The sequence below is a fragment of the Chryseobacterium paludis genome (genome assembly GCF_025403485.1).
In the GTDB taxonomy this organism is placed as follows: Bacteria; Bacteroidota; Bacteroidia; order Flavobacteriales; family Weeksellaceae; genus Chryseobacterium; species Chryseobacterium paludis.
Genome location: NZ_CP099966.1, coordinates 3,725,685 through 3,745,727, shown reverse-complemented (window position 1 = coordinate 3,745,727; position 20,043 = coordinate 3,725,685). Strand labels below are relative to the sequence as shown.

At 33.4% G+C, this 20,043-nt stretch carries 21 protein-coding genes; 11 read left to right on the top strand and 10 right to left on the bottom strand.

The features are described 5' to 3' along the window. Positions 1-18: 18 nt before the first annotated feature. The 4 genes from NG806_RS17010 (at position 19) to NG806_RS16995 (ending at position 3,775) form a co-directional block, all read left to right on the top strand. On the top strand, positions 19-408 hold the full coding sequence (locus NG806_RS17010; RefSeq protein WP_214830589.1) for a DUF4293 family protein: 390 nt from the start codon (positions 19-21) through the stop codon (positions 406-408). A 176-nt stretch (positions 409-584) separates the two neighbouring features. After that, a complete protein-coding gene (locus NG806_RS17005) occupies positions 585-1,508 on the top strand; it encodes a M28 family peptidase (RefSeq protein ID WP_214830588.1) in 924 nt (307 codons plus the stop codon). 54 nt (positions 1,509-1,562) lie between these two features. After that, positions 1,563-3,401 (top strand): ABC transporter ATP-binding protein, encoded by a 1,839-nt coding sequence (locus tag NG806_RS17000; protein ID WP_261510822.1) that lies wholly within the window; start codon positions 1,563-1,565, stop codon positions 3,399-3,401. Between the two features lie 23 nt (positions 3,402-3,424). Beyond that, positions 3,425-3,775 (top strand): DUF1801 domain-containing protein, encoded by a 351-nt coding sequence (locus NG806_RS16995; protein WP_214830576.1) that lies wholly within the window; start codon positions 3,425-3,427, stop codon positions 3,773-3,775. Positions 3,776-3,919: 144 nt separating this feature from the next. Here NG806_RS16995 and NG806_RS16990 read toward each other — a convergent pair whose 3' ends face one another. From NG806_RS16990 to rsfS, 5 genes are all read right to left on the bottom strand, one after another. Next, positions 3,920-4,573, bottom strand: coding sequence for a phosphatidylserine decarboxylase family protein (locus NG806_RS16990; protein ID WP_261510819.1), 654 nt, complete (start codon positions 4,571-4,573; stop codon positions 3,920-3,922). Between the two features lie 4 nt (positions 4,574-4,577). Then, positions 4,578-5,450, bottom strand: coding sequence for a phosphatidate cytidylyltransferase (locus NG806_RS16985; protein WP_214830571.1), 873 nt, complete (start codon positions 5,448-5,450; stop codon positions 4,578-4,580). Positions 5,451-5,475: 25 nt separating this feature from the next. Continuing rightward, entirely contained in the window at positions 5,476-6,057 is a 582-nt protein-coding gene (locus tag NG806_RS16980; protein ID WP_261510817.1) for a lactate utilization protein, read from the bottom strand. Positions 6,058-6,191: 134 nt separating this feature from the next. Further along, positions 6,192-8,180 (bottom strand): ATP-dependent zinc metalloprotease FtsH, encoded by a 1,989-nt coding sequence (gene ftsH / locus NG806_RS16975; RefSeq protein WP_214830567.1) that lies wholly within the window; start codon positions 8,178-8,180, stop codon positions 6,192-6,194. A gap of 15 nt (positions 8,181-8,195) precedes the next feature. Next, positions 8,196-8,564 (bottom strand): ribosome silencing factor, encoded by a 369-nt coding sequence (gene rsfS / locus NG806_RS16970; protein WP_200242114.1) that lies wholly within the window; start codon positions 8,562-8,564, stop codon positions 8,196-8,198. 86 nt (positions 8,565-8,650) lie between these two features. Between rsfS and NG806_RS16965 the strand changes: the two genes are divergently transcribed. After that, a complete protein-coding gene (locus NG806_RS16965; RefSeq protein ID WP_214830565.1) occupies positions 8,651-9,364 on the top strand; it encodes a biotin--[acetyl-CoA-carboxylase] ligase in 714 nt (237 codons plus the stop codon). On the opposite strand, the gene NG806_RS16960 is transcribed toward NG806_RS16965, so the two are convergent. The 4 genes from NG806_RS16960 to NG806_RS16945 form a co-directional block, all read right to left on the bottom strand. Then, the gene (locus tag NG806_RS16960) at positions 9,358-10,470 is read right to left on the bottom strand and encodes an LptF/LptG family permease (RefSeq protein ID WP_214830563.1); all 1,113 of its coding nucleotides are present in this window, start codon (positions 10,468-10,470) and stop codon (positions 9,358-9,360) included. The two genes, NG806_RS16965 and NG806_RS16960, sit on opposite strands and share 7 nt — an antisense overlap. A gap of 9 nt (positions 10,471-10,479) precedes the next feature. Then, complete coding sequence (tgt, locus tag NG806_RS16955; protein WP_261510812.1) at positions 10,480-11,610, bottom strand: tRNA guanosine(34) transglycosylase Tgt; 1,131 nt, start codon at positions 11,608-11,610, stop codon at positions 10,480-10,482. A gap of 68 nt (positions 11,611-11,678) precedes the next feature. Beyond that, positions 11,679-12,047, bottom strand: a complete 369-nt coding sequence (locus NG806_RS16950) for a DUF4296 domain-containing protein (protein WP_214830559.1) — start codon at positions 12,045-12,047, stop codon at positions 11,679-11,681. Further along, on the bottom strand, positions 12,044-12,760 hold the full coding sequence (locus NG806_RS16945; protein WP_214830557.1) for a polyprenol monophosphomannose synthase: 717 nt from the start codon (positions 12,758-12,760) through the stop codon (positions 12,044-12,046). The genes NG806_RS16950 and NG806_RS16945 overlap by 4 nt, the downstream gene beginning before the upstream one ends. Here NG806_RS16945 and NG806_RS16940 point away from each other — a divergent pair. The 4 genes from NG806_RS16940 to NG806_RS16925 all read left to right on the top strand — a co-directional run bounded on the left by NG806_RS16940 (position 12,741) and on the right by NG806_RS16925 (position 16,814). Further along, a complete protein-coding gene (locus NG806_RS16940; RefSeq protein WP_315941733.1) occupies positions 12,741-13,505 on the top strand; it encodes a DUF4271 domain-containing protein in 765 nt (254 codons plus the stop codon). The two genes, NG806_RS16945 and NG806_RS16940, sit on opposite strands and share 20 nt — an antisense overlap. 12 nt (positions 13,506-13,517) lie before the next feature. Beyond that, entirely contained in the window at positions 13,518-14,258 is a 741-nt protein-coding gene (locus NG806_RS16935; protein WP_214831314.1) for a uroporphyrinogen-III synthase, read from the top strand. 169 nt (positions 14,259-14,427) lie between these two features. Further along, positions 14,428-16,476: a S9 family peptidase gene (locus NG806_RS16930; RefSeq protein WP_261510809.1), complete on the top strand. Its 2,049-nt coding sequence runs from the start codon at positions 14,428-14,430 to the stop codon at positions 16,474-16,476. Beyond that, on the top strand, positions 16,473-16,814 hold the full coding sequence (locus NG806_RS16925; protein WP_214830550.1) for a hypothetical protein: 342 nt from the start codon (positions 16,473-16,475) through the stop codon (positions 16,812-16,814). Before NG806_RS16930 ends, NG806_RS16925 begins: the two co-directional genes overlap by 4 nt. 123 nt (positions 16,815-16,937) lie before the next feature. Here the strand turns inward: NG806_RS16925 and NG806_RS16920 are convergent, their stop codons facing one another. Then, entirely contained in the window at positions 16,938-17,429 is a 492-nt protein-coding gene (locus NG806_RS16920) for an SRPBCC family protein (protein WP_214830549.1), read from the bottom strand. Positions 17,430-17,631: 202 nt separating this feature from the next. Between NG806_RS16920 and NG806_RS16915 the strand changes: the two genes are divergently transcribed. Further along, entirely contained in the window at positions 17,632-19,179 is a 1,548-nt protein-coding gene (locus tag NG806_RS16915; protein WP_214830547.1) for a sensor histidine kinase, read from the top strand. A 102-nt stretch (positions 19,180-19,281) separates the two neighbouring features. Next, a complete protein-coding gene (locus NG806_RS16910) occupies positions 19,282-19,968 on the top strand; it encodes a response regulator transcription factor (RefSeq protein WP_007842513.1) in 687 nt (228 codons plus the stop codon). The last annotated feature ends 75 nt before the right edge of the window (positions 19,969-20,043 follow it).

The window sequence follows — 20,043 nt, the reverse complement described above, 5'->3', positions numbered from 1 at the left end:
CCAAGAATTTAATGTTCAATGCTACAAAGAATACAAACTATATGGACTTTTCTGGCAGTTTTAGCTGCTGTTTTTCTTTTCATCACAGGACAAGATGTTGCTATTTTTGGCAATATACCTGTTATAGATAGTGCATCTATTGTACTTGTTTTGGTTGGATTACTAAGTGTATTCAGCTTTAAAAACAGAAAAAGACAAATTTTGCTGAACACAATCAGCATCATTATAAACGCTTTGTTGATTGGTGTATTGATTTACTGGTTACTAAACTTATCCGGAGGAATTCAATTTCCTGAGAAGGGTATTGAGCCTGTTTTCCCGTTGATCGCGATTATTTGTTTGTTCATTTCAAACATTTATATCCGTAAAGATGAGAGGCTCGTGAAATCTGTAGACAGACTTCGATAACCTTACAACGATTTTTTGAGTAGAACAGCTTCTTTTTGGAGCTGTTTTTTTTATTTCAAATTCTTTAAAGGCTTAATTTTTAGATGCTATTCTTTATTTTCCATAAATTTATTTTTATATCGATGCAACATTTTAAATAAATCTGCGACATATAGATCTATAAAATTATGATTCCAATGAAAAAAATAACTTACCTCGCTTTCTCGTTTTTCTCAGTAATAACTTTTGCTCAGGAAGTTTCAAAAGAAAGAATCAATACTGTTATTTCAACACTATCGTCAGATGAAATGAAGGGCCGAGAAATAGGAACAGTTGAGAATGACAATGCCGCGAATTATATTGCCAAACTTTTTAAAGAAAATAATCTTGAATACTGCACAGGAAACTCTTACCTTATTCCTTTTGATTATAAGGGAAAGACAGTTTATAATGTATGTGGAGTTAAAAAAGGGAAAACCGATAAATATCTGGGTTTCTCGGGACATTTTGATCATATAGGAACAAACAACAAAAGCGGCGACAATATTTATAATGGAGCTGACGACGATGCAAGTGGAATAACAACTCTTGTAGGAATTGCAGATTATTTTAGAAATAAAAAACCTGAATTCTCTATGCTTTTTATGGCTTTTAATGGAGAGGAAAAAGGAATGCTGGGTTCTCAAGCAATTTCAAAGGACAAAAATCTAGATCCTATTTACAACAATTTGTATGCTCTTTTCAATTTTGAAATGGTAGCAACAGAGTCGGAGTTTGGGAAAAATGCTCTTTTTATGACTGGAGACGAATTTTCTGATCTTGATGAATTATTTAATCAAAATGCAGCAGAAGGTTTAAAAATACATCCTGATCCTTATGCAGCAGAACAGTTGTTCTACAGGTCGGACAACGTAAGTTTTGTAAAAAAGAAAATCATTGCCCATTCTATTTCTACAGCTGATATGAGTAAAATAAAACATTATCATCAGGTAAATGATGATGTAAATGTTGTTGACTTTGATAACCTTACTCAAATCATTAATAATTTTGGAAAGACTTTGGATAAATTAAGTCCTAAAAATTTCGCTCCGAAGTATAACGATAAAGTAAAATTTAATTAAGAACGTCTACTCTTTTAAAATTACGTAATTTTGCTTTTCCAATTTTTTCATTAAATGAACGAATATATAAAAATATTAAAATTCGCAAAACCCCATCAGAAATACATTTACGGAAGTTTATTTTTCAACATCATGTATTCTGTATTTCAAATAGCTTCGCTAGGGACTATTCTACCGGTTTTGGGAATGCTTTTCGGCACTATAAAACCTGAAAAATATGAATCAGCTCCTGTTTATTCGGGAGATATTATTGATTTCTTCTCTTACTTAAAAGATTACTCCAATTACTACGTGCAAAGTCTGGTAACCAATTACGGTTCACTGAAAGTTCTTGCATGGCTTTGTATCATTACTGCTTTTATGTTTCTTTTGAGAAATGCATTCCGGTATTTCGGATCTTTTCTTTTAATTAATTACCGTGTAGGGGTTACTAAAGATCTTCGTGGTGCTATGTACCGCAAAATACTTTCTTTACCTGTTTCGTTTTTTACTGAAAGCCGAAAGGGTGACCTTATGTCCCGTATGTCAAATGATGTGGGTGAAGTTGAGGGGAATATTTTAGGCAGTTTGATCGAACTGATCAATGCACCATTTATGTTGATCAGTACTTTGGTGACTTTATTCTTCTTAAGCCCCGAAATGACACTTTTCTCTTTATTGGTTTTACCCGTAATGGGAACAATGATCGCTTTGGTAGGGAAAAGTCTAAAAAAGGATTCTCATGAAGCTCAGCAGGAAATGGGAACCATCTTTTCCATTGTAGATGAGACTCTGAAATCATCAAAGGTGATCAAGATCTTTAATGCTGAAAAAATAATGGACAGTAGATTCATGCAATCGATGAACAAATGGATATCCAGCTCAATAAGCCTAGGTAGAAAGAAGGAATTGGCATCACCAATGAGCGAATTTCTGGGATCAATCACCTTTTTGATCATCGCATGGTATGGAGGAAAACAGATCATTGTTGAACAAAGCATTTCGCCAGCCGATTTCTTAGTTTTCTTAGGAATGTTCTTCCAGATACTACCTCCGGCAAAGAGCTTATCAACAGCTATATCTAACGTTCAGAAAGGAGAAGCTTCTTTACAAAGAGTATTGGAAATTCTTGATGCAGACGTTAAAATTGAAGAAGTGGCTGAGCCCGTTTCAATATCTACTCTTCAAAATAACATCCATTTCAAAGACATCGGATTTTATTATGATAAAGATAATTTAATTCTTAAAAACTTTAATTTAACGATTCCGAAAGGAAAAACTGTTGCATTAGTCGGACAAAGCGGAAGTGGAAAAACAACAATTGCCAATCTTTTAGCAAGATTCTATGATGTTTCTGAAGGTGAAATTTTAATTGATAACACTAACATTAAGCATTTAAAACTACAGGAGTATAGGAAACTTTTAGGAATGGTAACACAGGAATCTGTATTATTTAATGATTCGGTTTACAATAATATTCTGATGGGGAAACCTGAAGCAACCAAGGAAGAAGTTATAGCAGCGGCTAAGGTGGCCAACGCGGACACTTTTATCACACAGCTTCCAAATGGTTATGACACCAATATTGGAGACGATGGTGGTAAATTATCCGGAGGACAAAAACAAAGGGTTTCTATCGCCAGAGCGGTTCTTAAAAACCCACCGATTATGATTTTAGATGAAGCTACTTCAGCTTTAGATACGGAATCTGAAAAATTCGTTCAGGATGCTCTTGAGAAAATGATGGAAAACAGAACATCATTAGTCATTGCACACAGACTTTCAACTATACAGAAAGCCGACTGGATCGTAGTGATGGAAAAAGGTGATATTGTAGAACAAGGAAGCCACCATGATCTGATTGCAAAGAGAGGTGTTTATCACAAATTAGTTGAGCTTCAAAATTTTGATTAAATCCTTTTAAATTAATTTTTAAAATGAATCCCATACAAGAGTATTTCTACAGAATTGAAGAACCTGATAGAAGTACTCTTTTGTATTTACGGAAAAAGATATTGGAATCTGATCTGGAGAACATTACAGAAACACTGAGCTTTGGATTACCTTTTTTCAAATACAAAAAGAAGATGCTTTGTTATTTATATTATAGTAAAAAATATAAAAAGCACTACATCAGTTTTTATCACGGGGACCGATTGAACGCCCCGGAGTTGATCCAGGAAGGCAGAAAGAAGTTTAAAATCCTTTTAATTGATATGGAAGAGGATTTACCTGTTGAACTTATTTTAAACCTTATTAATGAAGTAAAACAGCTCATTAGAGTATAAACTAGTAGAGTTGATTACTTAACAAGGTCTATAGTAGCTAAAAACTGTATACTCAATGATTAAAACAAATGCTGCCATTTGTAATTAATAATAAAAAAAGCCACTTCTTTTTGAAACGGCTCTCTTATATATTTTTCAATTGAATTATTCCTTCATTTTTGCGATCACATCAATACCTCCTTTCGTTATATCTCCAATCTTACAAATGACCTCTGTATCTAGAGGCAGGAAAACATCCATTCTTGAACCGAATTTAATAAAACCAAATTCATGACCTGCCTTTGCCTGATCTCCTTCATTGCAGTAGAAAACAATTCTTCTTGCTACATATCCCGCAATTTGTCTAAATACCACTTTATGATTTGTTAAACTTTCAATAGCAATAGTTGTTCTTTCATTTTCTGTAGAAGATTTTTCGTGCCATGCCACTAAGTATTTTCCTGGATGGTATTTTTTATAAATTACCTCTCCTGAAACAGGATATCTACAGATGTGGACATTCAAAGGAGACATGAAAATGGAAACCTGAATTGCTTTTCCTTTAATAAATTCTGTTTCGTCAACTTCTTTAATCATTACTACTTTCCCGTCTACCGGAGCAATTACATTCTCTTTATGATCAAGAATCTCACGGTTAGGAACTCTGAAAAACCAAAATACTAAACTGTAAATAATGAGTAAAGGCATAATGATCAAAAGCGACCACATTTTAAGAAAATAAATCGCTAAAGCACCAATTATAATGAAAAGTATTGTTGCTACTGTAATCGTTCCTTTTGATTCTCTATGTAATTTCATGAGTCTAAATAAATTTTTCTAAAATAAAGTACAAATATACGACAGGAACGCAGATTAAAAAACTATCCAGCCTATCTAATACACCACCGTGTCCCGGAATGATGTTTCCACTATCTTTAACACCAAAATTTCTTTTGAGCTGGCTTTCTACTAAATCCCCTAAAGGAGCAAAAGAAGCCACTAAGAATCCAACAACCATCCAGTTTCCACGGAGATCATGTTGATATTTTTCAATAAAATAAGATAGAACTAAGGTTAAGATTACACCTCCTGCGTAGCCTTCCCAGGTTTTCTTAGGAGATATTTTAGGCGCCATTTTATGTTTTCCAAAAAACTTTCCTGTGAGATAGGCAAAGGTATCGCTGCTCCAGATTAAAATAAAGAGAAACAACACTTCTAAAGAGAACTTATCATCATAACTGGAATACTTCGGAAGACCAAGAGCAAAACTAAAAGGCAAAGCCACGTAAATGACCGTAAAAATCAATTTACCACTGTCGAAATATAATTCGGTAGGATATTTAAATAAAGTAACCACAGCAATTGCTATTAAAGACAGGGCTAATATTTCACTTAATCTAAAATCAAAAAAGAAATCATGGTAAAAATATCTCTTCGAGAACATATAAAAGATAATCATAACAACCGGAAATACGATCCATTTTTCATATCCTTTTCCAAACTTCATGATCTTTACACACTCCCACGATCCAACCACCATTAAAAATGTGATCAATCCATAATATAGATATTGCTGTTTAACGAGATCCGGAGAAATGCTATTGATCAGTTGGGCTCCGAGTGGAGTTACGCATAGGATAATAATTGCCACGTAAACAATACCCGAAATTGTTCTTTGAATGAGGTTTTTGTCCAAAATGTATAATTTAGAAAATTGATGCTTAATCTTCAAGCAGCAATAAAAACAGTTTTGTGTTAGAATTAGAAGAGGTATCTAATTTTGATTGACTTCCGCTAATTGAGGTTAGGTTTTTAATATTACCATTCCTTTTTATTTTCCCCATTGCATCATTAAGATTATTTACAATCTGCGAAACATTAGCCATGATAATAATTTTATTAGGCAATCTCGAAGAATGGTAATGAAGAATATTATTATGCGACAGCATGATCCTTCCATCATAAGCAATAAGATACTCACAGGTAATAAATGCCGCATCATTGGAATGTTCCAATTCTGAAGTGCAGGGAGTTTTCACAACAGTCAAAAAATTCTGAAGTTCCTTATCCCAGCAGAACATATTGTGAATACCTTCAATTTTAATAATTTGATTTAAAGTTTGTAGAGCCTCCGCTTCGTCTGCACAATAATTAAAAAAACCACCCGAATGCGTAAATAACTGCGCAAACTTATAGTCGAGATCCGCATTTTTTAGCGAATCCCCAAGCTTCTCCAAACTCTGGCTATCATCTTCCTCAGGTTGGTTGGTTAGTTTGCTTACAATTCTTTTAAATAAACTCAACTTATGTTTTTTTAGTCAACTTTATACAAAAATAGAAAATAAATTATAATAGATTCTAAAAATGTAGCTTTAAATATGAAAAAACCTGGCAATTTTGAAATTACCAGGTTTTATTTCTTTTATTTTTTAAGGATTTAAAGTTGAGTCGGACTCTCAGGAGCCTGAATTTCACTTTCTTCCTCTTTTTCCTTTAATAATGGAATGGTATTCGTTACAGGTCTCTCTGTTAATTCAGGGTCCCATGCTCTCTTTCCGAATATTTCCTCTAAATCTTCACGGAAGATCACTTCTTTTTCCAAAAGTTTACCTGCCAAAGCATCTAGTTTATCCTTATTATCAGCAAGAATCTGCACTGCTCTTAGATATTGATTTTCAATAATTGATTTTATTTCAACATCAATTTTATTTGCTGTCTCTTCAGAATAAGGTTTTCCGAAATTATACTCAGATTGCCCTGAGCTGTCATAATAAGAAATATTACCAATATTTGGGCTTAATCCGTAGATCGTAACCATTGCCTGAGCTCTTTTTGTTACAGTTTCAAGATCAGAAAGTGCACCTGTTGAAATATTGTTAAATATTACTTGCTCTGCTGCTCTACCTCCTAATGTAGCACACATTTCGTCTAACATCTGTTCTGTAGTAGTAAGCTGTCTTTCTTCCGGAAGATACCAAGCTGCTCCTAAAGAACGTCCTCTTGGAACAATCGTTACTTTTAAAAGTGGTGACGCATGCTCAACCAGCCAAGAAATTGTAGCGTGACCTGCTTCATGGTAAGCCACTCTTTTCTTTTCAGAAGGCTTGATAGCCATGTTTTTCTTCTCAAGTCCACCGATGATTCTGTCTACAGCATCAAGAAAATCTTGTTTTGTAACTGATGTATGACTATTTCTTGCTGCGATAAGTGCTGCTTCATTACAAACATTTGCAATATCAGCTCCACTGAATCCTGGTGTCTGTTTTGCTAAGAAGTCTCTATCTACATTTTCATCCAATTTGATCTTCTTTAAATGAACATCAAAAATTTCTCTTCTTTCATGTAATTCCGGAAGATCCACATAGATCGAACGGTCAAAACGTCCTGCTCTCATCAAGGCTTTATCTAAGATATCCGCTCTATTGGTCGCAGCCATTACAATTACATTTACATCCGTTCCGAAACCATCCATTTCAGTAAGAAGCTGATTCAGGGTATTTTCTCTCTCATCGTTACCTCCTGAGAAATTATTCTTCCCTCTGGCACGTCCGATTGCATCAATCTCATCGATGAAGATAATTGCTGGTGACTTCGCTTTTGCCTGGGCAAATAGATCTCTCACTCTTGATGCACCTACTCCAACAAACATTTCAACAAAGTCAGAACCGGAAAGTGAAAAGAAAGGAACTTTTGCTTCTCCTGCTACTGCTTTAGCCAATAAAGTTTTACCTGTTCCCGGAGGACCTACCAATAGAACTCCTTTTGGAATTTTACCTCCAAGTCTTGTATATTTTTCAGAATTTTTCAAGAAATCTACAACTTCCTGTACTTCTTCTTTGGCGCCTTCTAATCCTGCAACATCTTTAAATGTTACCTGAATTCTTTCTTTTTCATCAAAAAGCTTTGCTTTGGATTTACCAATAGAGAAGATTTGTCCTCCAGGTCCTCCGCCACCCCCCATCTTTCTGAAAAGAAGAAAATAGAATAATCCCAAAATAGCAATCCATATCAATGCTGAAAATAAAATATCCATAAAAGGATTTTTACCTGCACCATAATCTTTTGTGGTCTTGATAGTCGCATTATCTGCTCTTATCTGATCAAATTTTTGAAGGAAAAGCTGTAGGTCTCCATATTTTACAGTGTAATCTGCTTTAGGAGCCATTTCGAATGCTGATAACGGATTGTTTTCTTTGGCGGTCTTACTCACCATAGCCGTTTTAGCAGCCTGAGTCAGGAATACGTCAGCCTTTTCAGTGTCTTTATATATAATAATATTCTGAACTTTTCCCGATTGCATTTCTCTGAAGAAACCATCTTCATCGATAGCTTTTGCACTGTTGTCTCCTAAAAAATTGGATCCAAAAAATAACAAAAGTGCTATGATTGCAATTGGAAAAAACCAGTTAAATCCTTTATTGTTCATTTATACTTTTTAAAATTAAATTTCATTTTCAATTTTGGTAATTTTAGCATCACCCCACAATTCCTCAATATCATAGTACTCCCGTACCTGTTTTTGGAATATGTGAACAACTACTGTTACGTAATCTACCAAAACCCACATTGCGTTATCAGTTCCCTCGACATGCCAAGGTCTATCCTGAAGTTCGTTTCTCACTTTCTTCTCTACACTTCCTGCTAATGCAGAAACTTGTGTGTTTGAGTTTCCACTACATATTACAAACGTTTCTGCCACTGAGTTTTCAATGTTGGAAAGATCGAAGATCATAATGTCTTCTCCTTTTACATCTTGGATAGCTTCAACGATTTTATCTATTAATTCTTGCTTTTCTACTGTCTTATTCATTAAAAAAATACTATAATCTGCAAATTTATTGTTTTTTCTTTACTTTAGCCTTACTTTTAACCCTTTAAAGTCTTAAAGTTTTCTTAATGGCTCAACTATTCTATCTAAAAGAGTGTTCTTCTACTAATGACGAAATTTCAAAGTTTTTACTTTACGAAAATTCAGATTTTATTGCTTTACATACATTTAACCAAACTAAAGGCCGCGGTCAATACGGAAATACATGGTCTTCCATAGCTGAAAAAAATCTCGCATACACACTAGCTGTAGGCACTAATCATTTCAAGCTCACGGATTTTATGTTCAATTATTATACCGCAATTGTTATCAGGGATTTCCTTGCCAATATGACTGAAAGTGATGTAAAGATAAAATGGCCCAATGATATTATTCTTAAAAGTAAGAAAATAGTAGGGATATTGATCGAAAAGAAAAAAATTAATCAAAAAAATTATTTCATCATTGGAGCAGGAATAAATATTCTTCAGGAGAAGTTTGATGAAATTTCCAATGCTGGTTCACTTCTAACGCTGACAGGCAGAAAATTCGATCTTGAGGAATTCACTTTAAAGCTACATGATTTCCTGGTTGAAAAACTGAATAATATTCCTTCAGAGGGAGAAATAATGAAACAATTCAATCAAAATCTATTTAGAAAAGATGAAATTTCTGTTTTCGAGATCGACAAAAAGAGACAAAATGGCATCATAAAATTCTCCGATGAAAAGGGAGAAATCTGGATCGAACTGGAAGAAGGTATACGTTCTTTTTACCACAAAGAAATTAAGCTTCTCTATTGATTTGCTCTTCTCAGATACAGATATAACGCAATAGGTAAAAAGATAAGATTCGGAAACCACATAGCCAGTGCTGGAGACATACTTTTATTTTCCGAGACTACCTTTAATGCTTCAAATGAAAACACAAAAATAAAGGCAAGAGAGATCCCAATTGCTAAATTAATTCCAAGACCACCTCTTTTCTTTTGTGAGGAAAGAGAAAGCGCTAAAAACGTCAGAATAACAATAGAAATAGGCATTGAAGTCCTTTGATACAATTCATTCAAGTGGGTATTCAGATTACTGTTTCCTTTTTCTTTTTCCCGCTGAATAAATTTCAAAAGTTCTGGAGTTGTTTTATTTTGTCCTAATAACTCATTTGGAAAGAGCTCTTCCGGAGCATGGCCATAGCTTTTTCTTAATTCGGGTCCATTCGCTAGTTTTTCAGAATTATTTTTATTGATGGTTTTCTCGGCGTAGTTATTCAAAACAAATTGTTTTTTGGGTACATCCCAATATACGTCAGATGCCTTTAGTTCATAAAGCATCCTTCTGTCTTTATCAAATTTCTGAAATATAAAACCGGAACCTCTCCTTTCTCTCTTATTCCATGAATTGATAAAAATATATTCTGTTCTGCTAAGCTGTGCCGTAACAGGAGCCGTTCCTAAGACCTTTTCTTTATTTGCTGCGTTGTATGTATATGCCTCAAGCTCATTCTTCTTAATATTTGCCCAGGGCAACACAAAATGATTGATTGCAAGAGACAGAAATGCAATAAACAATGAGGTCAACAAATATGGTTTTGCAAAACGGTGAAAACTGGCACCACTACTGATAACAGCAACAATTTCAGTATTATTTGCCATTCTGGAGGTAAAATAAATTACCGAAATAAATACCAAAATAGACAAAAATGTCATGACCAGGTTGATGATCCAGAACGGATAAAAATGGACAAGAAAATAGGTTAAATTTAATTTAGCATCAATAGCCGTTGCATTTTCAATCCTTGGGATCTTCTGCTGGACATCGATTACTAAAACAACTATAGACAACAATATGAGCATGAAACCAAAAGTTCCAAGATATTTTTTTATGATATATCTATCTATAATTGTAAACATAATCTTCTTTTATAATCTTTGTCTAAGAATAGGATCAACTGATTTTTTCCACTCATAGAAATCGCCAGCAATAATATGTTCTCTCGCAACTTTTACCAAATCTAAATAAAAAGCTAAATTATGAATGGATGCTATCTGCTTTCCAAGGTATTCTTTTGAAACAAACAAATGGCGGACATATGCTTTTGAATATTCTTTATCTACAAAACTTGTCCCAAACTCATCTAAAGGCGAAAAATCTTTCTTCCACTTTTCGTTTTTTAGATTCATTACTCCCTGCCATGTAAAGAGCATAGCATTTCTTGCATTTCTTGTAGGCATTACACAATCCATCATATCGATTCCTAATCCAATCGATTCCAAAATATTCCATGGAGTACCAACTCCCATCAGATATCTGGGTTTTTCTTTAGGTAGAATATCTGTTACCTCATCTGTGATCCTGTACATTTCTTCCTCTGGTTCTCCTACAGAAAGACCACCGATTGCATTTCCTTCCGCTCCTGCTTCCGAGATAACCTCAGCGGAAATTTTTCTTAAATCAGAATATGTAGAACCCTGGACAATAGGGAAAAACCTTTGTTTATGACCGTATAGTTCAGGATTTTTTTCATTCCAGTCAATGCATCTTTTTAACCAGCGGTGTGTCATTTCCATGGACGCTTTTACCTGGTTATACTCACTAGGATAAGCAACACATTCGTCAAAAGCCATAAAAATATCTGCCCCGATCTGCCTTTGGATCTCCATTGATTTTTCAGGTGTAAAAAGATGATAGCTTCCGTCGATATGAGATTTAAATTTCACTCCTTCTTCAGACATTTTTCTGCTTCCTGAAAGTGAAAACACCTGAAAACCTCCTGAATCCGTAAGAATAGGAAGATCCCAATTCATGAATTTATGAAGCCCTCCTGCTTCCTGCATGACATCCATTGTTGGACGAAGATATAGGTGGTATGTGTTCCCTAATATAATTTGGGCTTTAATGTCTTCTTTTAATTCTCTTTGGTGAACCGTTTTTACACTCGCAACAGTTCCTACCGGCATAAAAATAGGCGTCTGAACTTTACCATGATCGGTAGTAAGTTCTCCGGCTCTAGCTTTCCCCTCAGAGGTTTTTTCTATATTAAAAAATTTCATTCTTCTGTTTTATTAATTCATTGCCACTGGCTTTTACATTACCAACTGGTGCGCTTTCTACATTTAAATTAGTTTGACAAAGTGGGAAGATTTTTATTCTTCTTTAGTTTATCATTTACATATTTATCCGCTTTAGGATCTTTTTTTAGTATTATCTTCTGTGCTTCATCAGCAATATCAGTCATCTTTTGTTCGACAACATAATATTTAAAACTTTCTACAAAGTCATCGGCTTTTACATTGTGGGTCTTAAGAACATATCTTGTTCCACTCTCTAAATTCGTATTCTGAAACATAAAAGTTGCCTGATCATTGATTGCAAGATCAGCCAGTATTTCAGACATTTTATCTTTGGAAACAAGATTCTTAGGTGTATCAACGTATTTCTTACAAGAAAATACAAACATCAAAACAAAAAGAAAAATCAATTTTTTCATAATCTGTTAATTAATGATTTCCATTTTAAATTTAAAACACCAAAAACGGCCTCATGAATAATTCCGCCATTCATTTTACTTTCTCCTAAAATTCTATTGGTAAAAATAATAGGTACTTCTACAATTTTGAAGCCTTTTTTAAAAGTTCTGAATTTCATTTCAATTTGAAAACCATAACCTTTTAACCTTACATTCTCCAAATCGATATTTTCCAAAACCTTTTTCGAAAAACAGACAAATCCAGCTGTAGTGTCATGAATAGGCAGTCCTAAAATAAATCTTACATATTTGGATGCAAAATAGGAAAGCAATACCCTTCCCATTGGCCAGTTTACGACATTTACTCCTTTTGAATAACGCGAACCAATTGCCATATCTGCGTTTAAGCAAGCTTCATATAATTTGGGTAGATCATTTGGATTATGAGAAAAATCTGCATCCATTTCAAAAATATAATCATAATTATTTTGAAGTGCCCATTTAAACCCATGAATATAAGCTTTCCCTAAGCCGTCTTTTACATGCCTTATTGAAAGGTGAAGACCATGAGAAAATCTTCTTTGCAGATCTTTTACAATTTCTGCCGTTCCGTCAGGAGAGGAGTCATCTACAACAAGAATATGAAAGTCTTCTTCCAATGCAAAAACTTTGGAAATAATATTTTCAATATTTTCCTTTTCGTTATAAGTTGGAATGATGACGAGTTTTTTCATTTCAGTTTGCAAAGATAGTTTATTTAACCTTTTTATTTTATACAAAATATTCTATAATTTTGCAAAAAACAATCGGTTGCTATTATCACAAAATTTCGTAAACCATGTAAGGATTCCTGAGAACAATGATTGGGTGATCTTTATATTGCTGGGCTGCATATTTTTATATCTTTTTATGATTAATATCGTAGAAAGAGGCGCCAATCTAAAAGATTTTCTGCTTCAAAAATATTTTGATGCCAGTAATAATTTAGCTAGCTGGATCATCACATCCTGTGTAATCACACTTACTTTAGCCGTATTATTATCACAATACATTCCAGTTGTCCCTAAATATATTGCCGATTTACAAGTATTGGGGTATCAAATGAATAAATTTGGATATTGTTTATCAGCAATCAGTCTTTTTTATTTAACAAAATCTACTTTAGGCTTTTTATTTTATCAAAGTATAGGAGACACAAAAAAATGGTTAATTTTTTACTTTACCTCCACTAAATTTTATTTCATTCTTTCATTTTTATTAATAATTCTGTGTGTTACCCATTATTATTTCCCAATTGACAGAAATAAAATATTTTTTTACTATTTAGCATTCTTTTCTTTTGTGTTTATTTTTAAGGTTTTTTTCTATTTATTTCACAAGAACAACATCTTACCTGAAAAATGGTATTATAAATTTTTGTATATTTGCACCCTCCAAATAGCGCCATTATTGTTGCTTTGGAAATTGTTATTTTTTTAATAAAAGTCAATGATGAGAATAAAGTCTATATTGGTTTCTCAACCAGCGCCTAGTGAGTCTTCTCCATACCTGGATATAGCGAAGAAGGAAAAAATAAAGATTGATTTCCGTCCGTTCATCCACGTAGAGGGAGTTGACAATAAAGAACTTAGAACACAAAAAATAGATCTAACGCAGTATACTGGCATTATCTTTACCAGTAAGAATGCGATAGACCACTACTTTAGACTAGCTGAAGAACTGCGTTTTGCTGTTCCGGATACGATGCGATACATCTGCCAGTCTGAAGCGATTGCTAACTATCTTCAAAAACACATCGTCTACAGGAAGAGAAAAATCAGCTTTGGGGAGAAAAACTTCTCAGATCTATTACCTCTTTTCAAAAAATTTCCAACTGAGAAATATCTATTACCGTCTTCAGACGTTTTAAGTCCGGATACGATTAAGACACTTGACACTGCAAATATTGACTGGACAAGAGCAATCATGTACAGAACGGTATGCAGTAATCTAAGCGATATCAATATTAAAGATTATGATATGTTGATATTCTTCAGTCCACAAGGAATTAAATCGTTACAGATGAATTTTGAAGATTTCAAACAAGATGAGACCAAGATTGCCGTCTTTGGAAATACTACTTTAAATGCAGCTGAAGAAGCGGGACTAAGAGTAGATGTAATGGCTCCTACCAAGGAAACACCATCCATGACCATGGCACTTGAAAAATATATTAAAAGCCTTCATAAGTAGTTTTTAATATCACATAAAATATAGCCGTCTTTCAATAAAAGGAAAGATGGCTTTTTTTTAATTAAATTTGAACAAAAATTAATATTGAATAAAATGTCTACATATATTTTTCAAAGTGAAAGTATAAAATGATGCTCTTTCGAACCAATAAAAAATTAAAATACCCCGGATGAAAGCTCCCCAACCAAAAAAGATAGAAAAAATACTCGAAATACACGGCGATAAAAGGACAGACAATTATTTCTGGCTTAATGAAAGGGAGAATCCTGAAGTTATAAAATATATTGAAGAGGAAAATACTTATTCAGACTTCATGATGAAGGAAACTGAAGATTTTCAGGAGGAGCTTTATGAAGAAATGAAATCCCGTTACAAAAAGGATGATGAATCTCTACCCTATTTTTTTAATGGGTATTGGTATATGGTTCGCTATGAAGAAGGAAAAGAATATCCTATTTTCTGTAGAAAATATAAGAGCCTGGAAAACCCTGAAGAGATTATTCTTGATGTCAACATCCTTGCAGAGGGAGAAAGCTTTTTCGAAGTTGGAAGTATTGCTGTAAGCCCCAATAATAAATTAGCTTCTTTTTCTTCCGACAATGTGGGACGAAGAATTTATTCGATCAATTTCAAAAATTTAGAAACTGGAGAAATTCTTTCAGATAAAATTGAGAACACAACAGGAAAAGGAGTTTGGGCCAATGATAACGAACACGTTTTTTACATCAGAAAGGATGAAAGTTTACGTGCATTTCAGGTATACAGACACAAACTGGGAACAGAGCCATCAGAAGACATTTTAATCTTCCATGAAAAGGACGATACGTTTGATGTCAATGTTTTCAAAACAAAATCTTTACAATACATTTTTATTGCGAGCTCCAGCACTATTTCTGATGAACATCGTTTTATTCCTTCCAACAATGTTTTTGCCGACTGGAAGATCATTCAGCCTAGAATAGATGATCTGGAATATTCAGTAGAGCATTATGAAGATGAATTTTACATCATCACCAATGCTGATGAAGCTTTCAATTTCAAAATTGTAAAAGCTAAAATCGACAATTGCGGAATGGAAAACTGGGTGGATGTAATTCCTCATCGGGCCGAAGTTTTACTGGAAGGTTTTGAAATATTTAAAGATTATCTTGTTCTTGAAGAAAGAGAGCAAGGTCTGTTACAGATAAAGATCATTGAAGAAAAAACCAAAGAATCTTACTATCTCCCATTTTCAGATCCTACCTATACCGCTTATATCGGCGTTAATTTAGAATTTGACACAGAGATTTTACGCTATGGCTACACTTCTTTAACACAGCCAAGTTCTACCTACGAATATAATATGAAAGACAAAACAACCATACTTCTGAAACAACAGGAAGTTTTGGGTGGAAAATTCTTCCCTGAAAATTATATTTCTGAAAGAATTTGGGCAGATTCCCGAGATGGAGAAGCAAAAATTCCCATTTCCCTGGTTTATCATAAAGACACCAAAAAATCTGAAAATACACCCTTACTATTATATGGATATGGAAGTTATGGACATACCGTAGATGCAAGTTTTTCTAATGTAAGACTTTCCATTTTAGATAGAGGTTTTATTTATGCCATCGCACATATCCGTGGTGGAGAATATTTAGGCAGAGAATGGTATGAAGATGGGAAAATGTTGTTTAAAAAGAATACATTCTTTGATTTTATAGATGCGGGGAAATATTTAATAAAGGAAAATTACACTTCATCTAACCATCTTTATGCGATGGGTGGAAGTGCCGGTGGATTATTAGTGGGAGCAGTTATTAACTACGAACCAACCTTATTTAATGGTATAGTTGCACAGGTTCCTTTCGTAGATGTTGTAACAACAATGCTGGATGAAACAATTCCTTTAACAACAGGGGAATATGATGAATGGGGTAATCCGAATGACAAAGAATATTATCATTATATGAAGGAATATTCTCCATATGACAATGTAGAAGCTAAAGATTATCCACATATGCTTGTCACAACAGGCTTGCATGATTCTCAAGTTCAATATTGGGAACCAGCCAAATGGACGGCAAAATTAAGAGAGCTGAAAACCAATGACAATCTTTTACTTTTTAAAACCGATATGAGTGCAGGACATGGCGGAGCGAGTGGAAGATTTGAATCACTTAAAGAAGATGCATTGGAATATGCATTTCTATTGAAATTAGAAAATAAAAAAGAATGATTAACGAATCCGAATATTGGAAAAAAATAGAACAGTTTTTTGAAGAGAATTTTGAGACTGAAAAAAATCCACCTATTGAAACAGTATTGTTTTTAATTGGTTTACAGGAATTGGGAAGTGGTCAGCAAAAATATTCAAAAGACGATAAATTAAATATCCTTCATATTGCTGTTTGCAGATTATTAGAACCGTTTGGTTATTATAAATTTACGCATTATGAAGATGGATGGCCACAGTTTGAAAAATTGGAGGATCTTCCGGAATTACGAACCAACGAACAGACATTGCTCATGAAAAAAGCAATTATTCAGTATTTTCAGGACGAAGAACTGATATAAAATGAAATGATAATATGACAATTTGAATTATTTTCATTATCATATTTTTTTTGCCTAAAATAATAGGGCGGGCTTAAGCCCGCCCTATTATTTTCTATTTTATTGTTGAAGATTTCAAATTGACTAATTAGCTTTAAGAATTTCTTCTAGCTGACTCAGCCCCATTTTAAAACCATCTTCAAAACCCATTTCAATTTGTTTTTTCATGGCATCCTGAGATGCAAAATGAATATTGACCGTCACTTTTGCACCCTCTTCTATTCCTGTAAATCCAACAAGCCATTGTGCTTGTGGAAAGTCTTGATTAATGTTTCCCTTGTCATCACAAAAAGCATCTACACCGTCAAAACTTCTATGCTCCATAATTTCTCCGTATTTCAATTGTCCATACATTCTTTCACCTTCAGGACCAACCATGGCATAATACCAAACTCCATTTTCTTTAAAATCCATGCTTACCGTTTCACAACTCCAAGGTTTTGGAGCCCACCATTGATCCAATAATTCAGATTTGGTAAAATAGTCCCACACTTTTGAAACATCAGCGTCATAGACTTTCATAACATAAACACTGTTCGAGTCAAAATCTTTGTTAAAAATGATACTTGATTCCATACGTAATTATTTTTAACAAACTTAGTTCTTTATTTGTAGGCAACGCTTTTCATATGACAAGTAATTTTTACGATTTATAAAAAAATGTTAAAAAACATAGTTTTAAGAAAAAAAATACAATTTTTTGGCTCGTTTTTTGTTTATGAAGTCTTAAAACAATTAATTTTAACATTCATCATTCCAAACAACTTAAAAAAAGATAATGAATAATAAGTTCATCCCAATAATTTCAGTGTTCATGACGATCTCACTGATTGTCTTTGTTACACTCCAATTTTATTGGCTGAAAGGATATTACGGTGCCCTGGAACAAGACTTTTCTAATAAAGTCTATTCAGCATTGGAAAACACTGCTAAAAACATCTCCGAAATTGAAGTTGAAAAGTACCTGAATGAGGATTTTAAAAATTTCAGGAAAAATGTCATTTCAAATAATAATCAGCCATCCCTGACTACGATTCAACAAGTTCAGGATTCCGGGACACAAAGACAGATTATTTATTCTAAAAATATCATTGAAAAAACTCAGCTCCCAATTTCTAAAAAAGGAGATTCTTTAAAACTTACTACATTATATACTGACGAAGCAGCTTATAAGCTGAAGAGAGATACCACTAACCGGGAACTCCTTACGACCGATATCAATCAGGATATAGAAAGCGGTGATTATTCGATGAAGGAGTTTGCTAAAGTATATGGAAACAATCTTCCTATTACTAAAAGAGTGGATGATAAGATATTGGACTCAGTTCTTACAAAGGAATTGAAGATGAAGGGTATTACCGCTAAATTTGGTTTTGGTGTTACGGATAAGAATAATACACTTACCACCGTTTTCAATAAGGTTTATAAAGAGAAAAAGGATAACAATACCTATAGCTACCCACTTTTTACAGATAAAAAAGAACGGACTTTATATAATCTGGCTTTAGTTTTTCCTAAAAAGGAATATTCATTAGCCATGAATAACTGGCCAATGCTGTTGGGAACTTTCCTTTCATTACTGACTATTTTAGGAATCTATATCATCTCTATCAATTATATGATGAGACAAAAGAAGCTTGCAGAAATAAAGACCGACTTCATCAATAATATGTCTCACGAGTTTAAGACTCCTTTAGCAACTATTTCAGTGGCTACAGATTCTTTAGCCAATGACAAAATTGCGACCAACCCTGAAAAAGTTAGATATTACTCAAGTCTTATAAAACAGGAAAACCTGAGGATGAAGAAACAGGTGGAAAATGTTCTTAATATGTCTAAACTGGAAAGAAATGAAGTTAATTTATTTTTGAAAGAAACCAATGTAAGAGAACTTATCAAAAAAACAACGGAGTCTTTCAATCTTATTGTAACCCAGAGAAACGGTTCTCTTACCCAAGAGTTCACTGCTGATAAGTACAATTTTAAAATTGATGAATTTCATATTTCAAATATGTTGGTGAATTTATTGGATAATGCCAATAAGTATTCTCCTGATACTCCTGATATCAAAATAAAAACAAGAAATGAAGGCAATTTCTATGTTATTGAGATCTCAGACAAAGGAATGGGAATGGAAACCCAGAACAAAACGAAAATTTTTGAAAAGTTTTTCAGAGAAGAAACAGGAAATATTCATAACGTAAAAGGACAAGGCCTAGGGCTTTCCTATGTTAAGAAAATTGTAGAACTGCATAAAGGTCAGATTATAGTAGAATCGAACAAAGGAGAAGGAAGCATATTTACTATAAAACTTCCAATGACCTAAAAGGGATAATTGGAATAAATAAAAGATAAACCAAATAACAAATATAACAGAAGAGAGAGTGAGGAAGTTCATTCTTATTATTAATTTTTAATTTTTAAAATTATGAGCAACAGAATATTATTAGTAGAAGACGATCAGAGTTTTGGAGCGGTATTGAAAGATTATTTAACGATAAATAATTTTGAAGTAACTCTTGCAACAGATGGAGAGCAGGGGCTAAAAGAATTCACAGAAAATGAATTTGATATCTGTATTTTCGATGTTATGATGCCTAAAAAAGATGGGTTCTCATTAGCGGAAGACGTAAAAAAGATTGATAAAAACACCCCGATCATTTTCTTGACTGCAAGAAATATGAGAGAAGATATTTTGAAAGGATATCAATTGGGGGCAGATGATTATATTACAAAACCTTTTGATACTGAATTGCTTTTATACAAAATCAAAGCAATCCTTCAAAGAAGTTCAACATTAGAAAATGAAGAACAGGAACAATTTAAAATCAGCAATATCTTCTTTGATTCTATGCTAAGACAATTAAGAGTGGGCGATAAAGAATATAAACTTTCTCCAAAGGAAAATGAATTGCTTAAGCTTCTTTGTATTCATAGAAATGATTTCATGCCTAGAGATCTGGCACTAAGAAAGATATGGAAGAAAGAGAACTACTTTACAGCAAGAAGTATGGACGTTTATATCGCTAAACTTCGTAAGCTTTTGAAAGATGATGAAGGATTGGAAATCATCAACGTACACGGAGAAGGATTCAGACTTTTGGTTAAGAATTAATTCCAAAATAAGATTATAAATATAAAATTAGCAAAACAATTGAAAATGTTTTGCTAATTTTGTTTCATACGATAG

What these genes read in the sequence shown, in the direction of transcription:
- NG806_RS17010 (WP_214830589.1), top strand. Translation starts at nt 19, where the DNA reads ATGCTACAAAGAATACAAACTATATGGACTTTTCTGGCAGTTTTAGCT.
- NG806_RS17005 (WP_214830588.1), top strand. Translation starts at nt 585, where the DNA reads ATGAAAAAAATAACTTACCTCGCTTTCTCGTTTTTCTCAGTAATAACT.
- NG806_RS17000 (WP_261510822.1), top strand. Translation starts at nt 1,563, where the DNA reads ATGAACGAATATATAAAAATATTAAAATTCGCAAAACCCCATCAGAAA.
- NG806_RS16995 (WP_214830576.1), top strand. Translation starts at nt 3,425, where the DNA reads ATGAATCCCATACAAGAGTATTTCTACAGAATTGAAGAACCTGATAGA.
- NG806_RS16990 (WP_261510819.1), bottom strand. Translation starts at nt 4,573, where the DNA reads ATGAAATTACATAGAGAATCAAAAGGAACGATTACAGTAGCAACAATA.
- ftsH (WP_214830567.1), bottom strand. Translation starts at nt 8,180, where the DNA reads ATGAACAATAAAGGATTTAACTGGTTTTTTCCAATTGCAATCATAGCA.
- rsfS (WP_200242114.1), bottom strand. Translation starts at nt 8,564, where the DNA reads ATGAATAAGACAGTAGAAAAGCAAGAATTAATAGATAAAATCGTTGAA.
- NG806_RS16965 (WP_214830565.1), top strand. Translation starts at nt 8,651, where the DNA reads ATGGCTCAACTATTCTATCTAAAAGAGTGTTCTTCTACTAATGACGAA.
- NG806_RS16960 (WP_214830563.1), bottom strand. Translation starts at nt 10,470, where the DNA reads ATGTTTACAATTATAGATAGATATATCATAAAAAAATATCTTGGAACT.
- tgt (WP_261510812.1), bottom strand. Translation starts at nt 11,610, where the DNA reads ATGAAATTTTTTAATATAGAAAAAACCTCTGAGGGGAAAGCTAGAGCC.
- NG806_RS16950 (WP_214830559.1), bottom strand. Translation starts at nt 12,047, where the DNA reads ATGAAAAAATTGATTTTTCTTTTTGTTTTGATGTTTGTATTTTCTTGT.
- NG806_RS16940 (WP_315941733.1), top strand. Translation starts at nt 12,741, where the DNA reads ATGATGACGAGTTTTTTCATTTCAGTTTGCAAAGATAGTTTATTTAAC.
- NG806_RS16945 (WP_214830557.1), bottom strand. Translation starts at nt 12,760, where the DNA reads ATGAAAAAACTCGTCATCATTCCAACTTATAACGAAAAGGAAAATATT.
- NG806_RS16935 (WP_214831314.1), top strand. Translation starts at nt 13,518, where the DNA reads ATGAGAATAAAGTCTATATTGGTTTCTCAACCAGCGCCTAGTGAGTCT.
- NG806_RS16930 (WP_261510809.1), top strand. Translation starts at nt 14,428, where the DNA reads ATGAAAGCTCCCCAACCAAAAAAGATAGAAAAAATACTCGAAATACAC.
- NG806_RS16925 (WP_214830550.1), top strand. Translation starts at nt 16,473, where the DNA reads ATGATTAACGAATCCGAATATTGGAAAAAAATAGAACAGTTTTTTGAA.
- NG806_RS16920 (WP_214830549.1), bottom strand. Translation starts at nt 17,429, where the DNA reads ATGGAATCAAGTATCATTTTTAACAAAGATTTTGACTCGAACAGTGTT.
- NG806_RS16915 (WP_214830547.1), top strand. Translation starts at nt 17,632, where the DNA reads ATGAATAATAAGTTCATCCCAATAATTTCAGTGTTCATGACGATCTCA.
- NG806_RS16910 (WP_007842513.1), top strand. Translation starts at nt 19,282, where the DNA reads ATGAGCAACAGAATATTATTAGTAGAAGACGATCAGAGTTTTGGAGCG.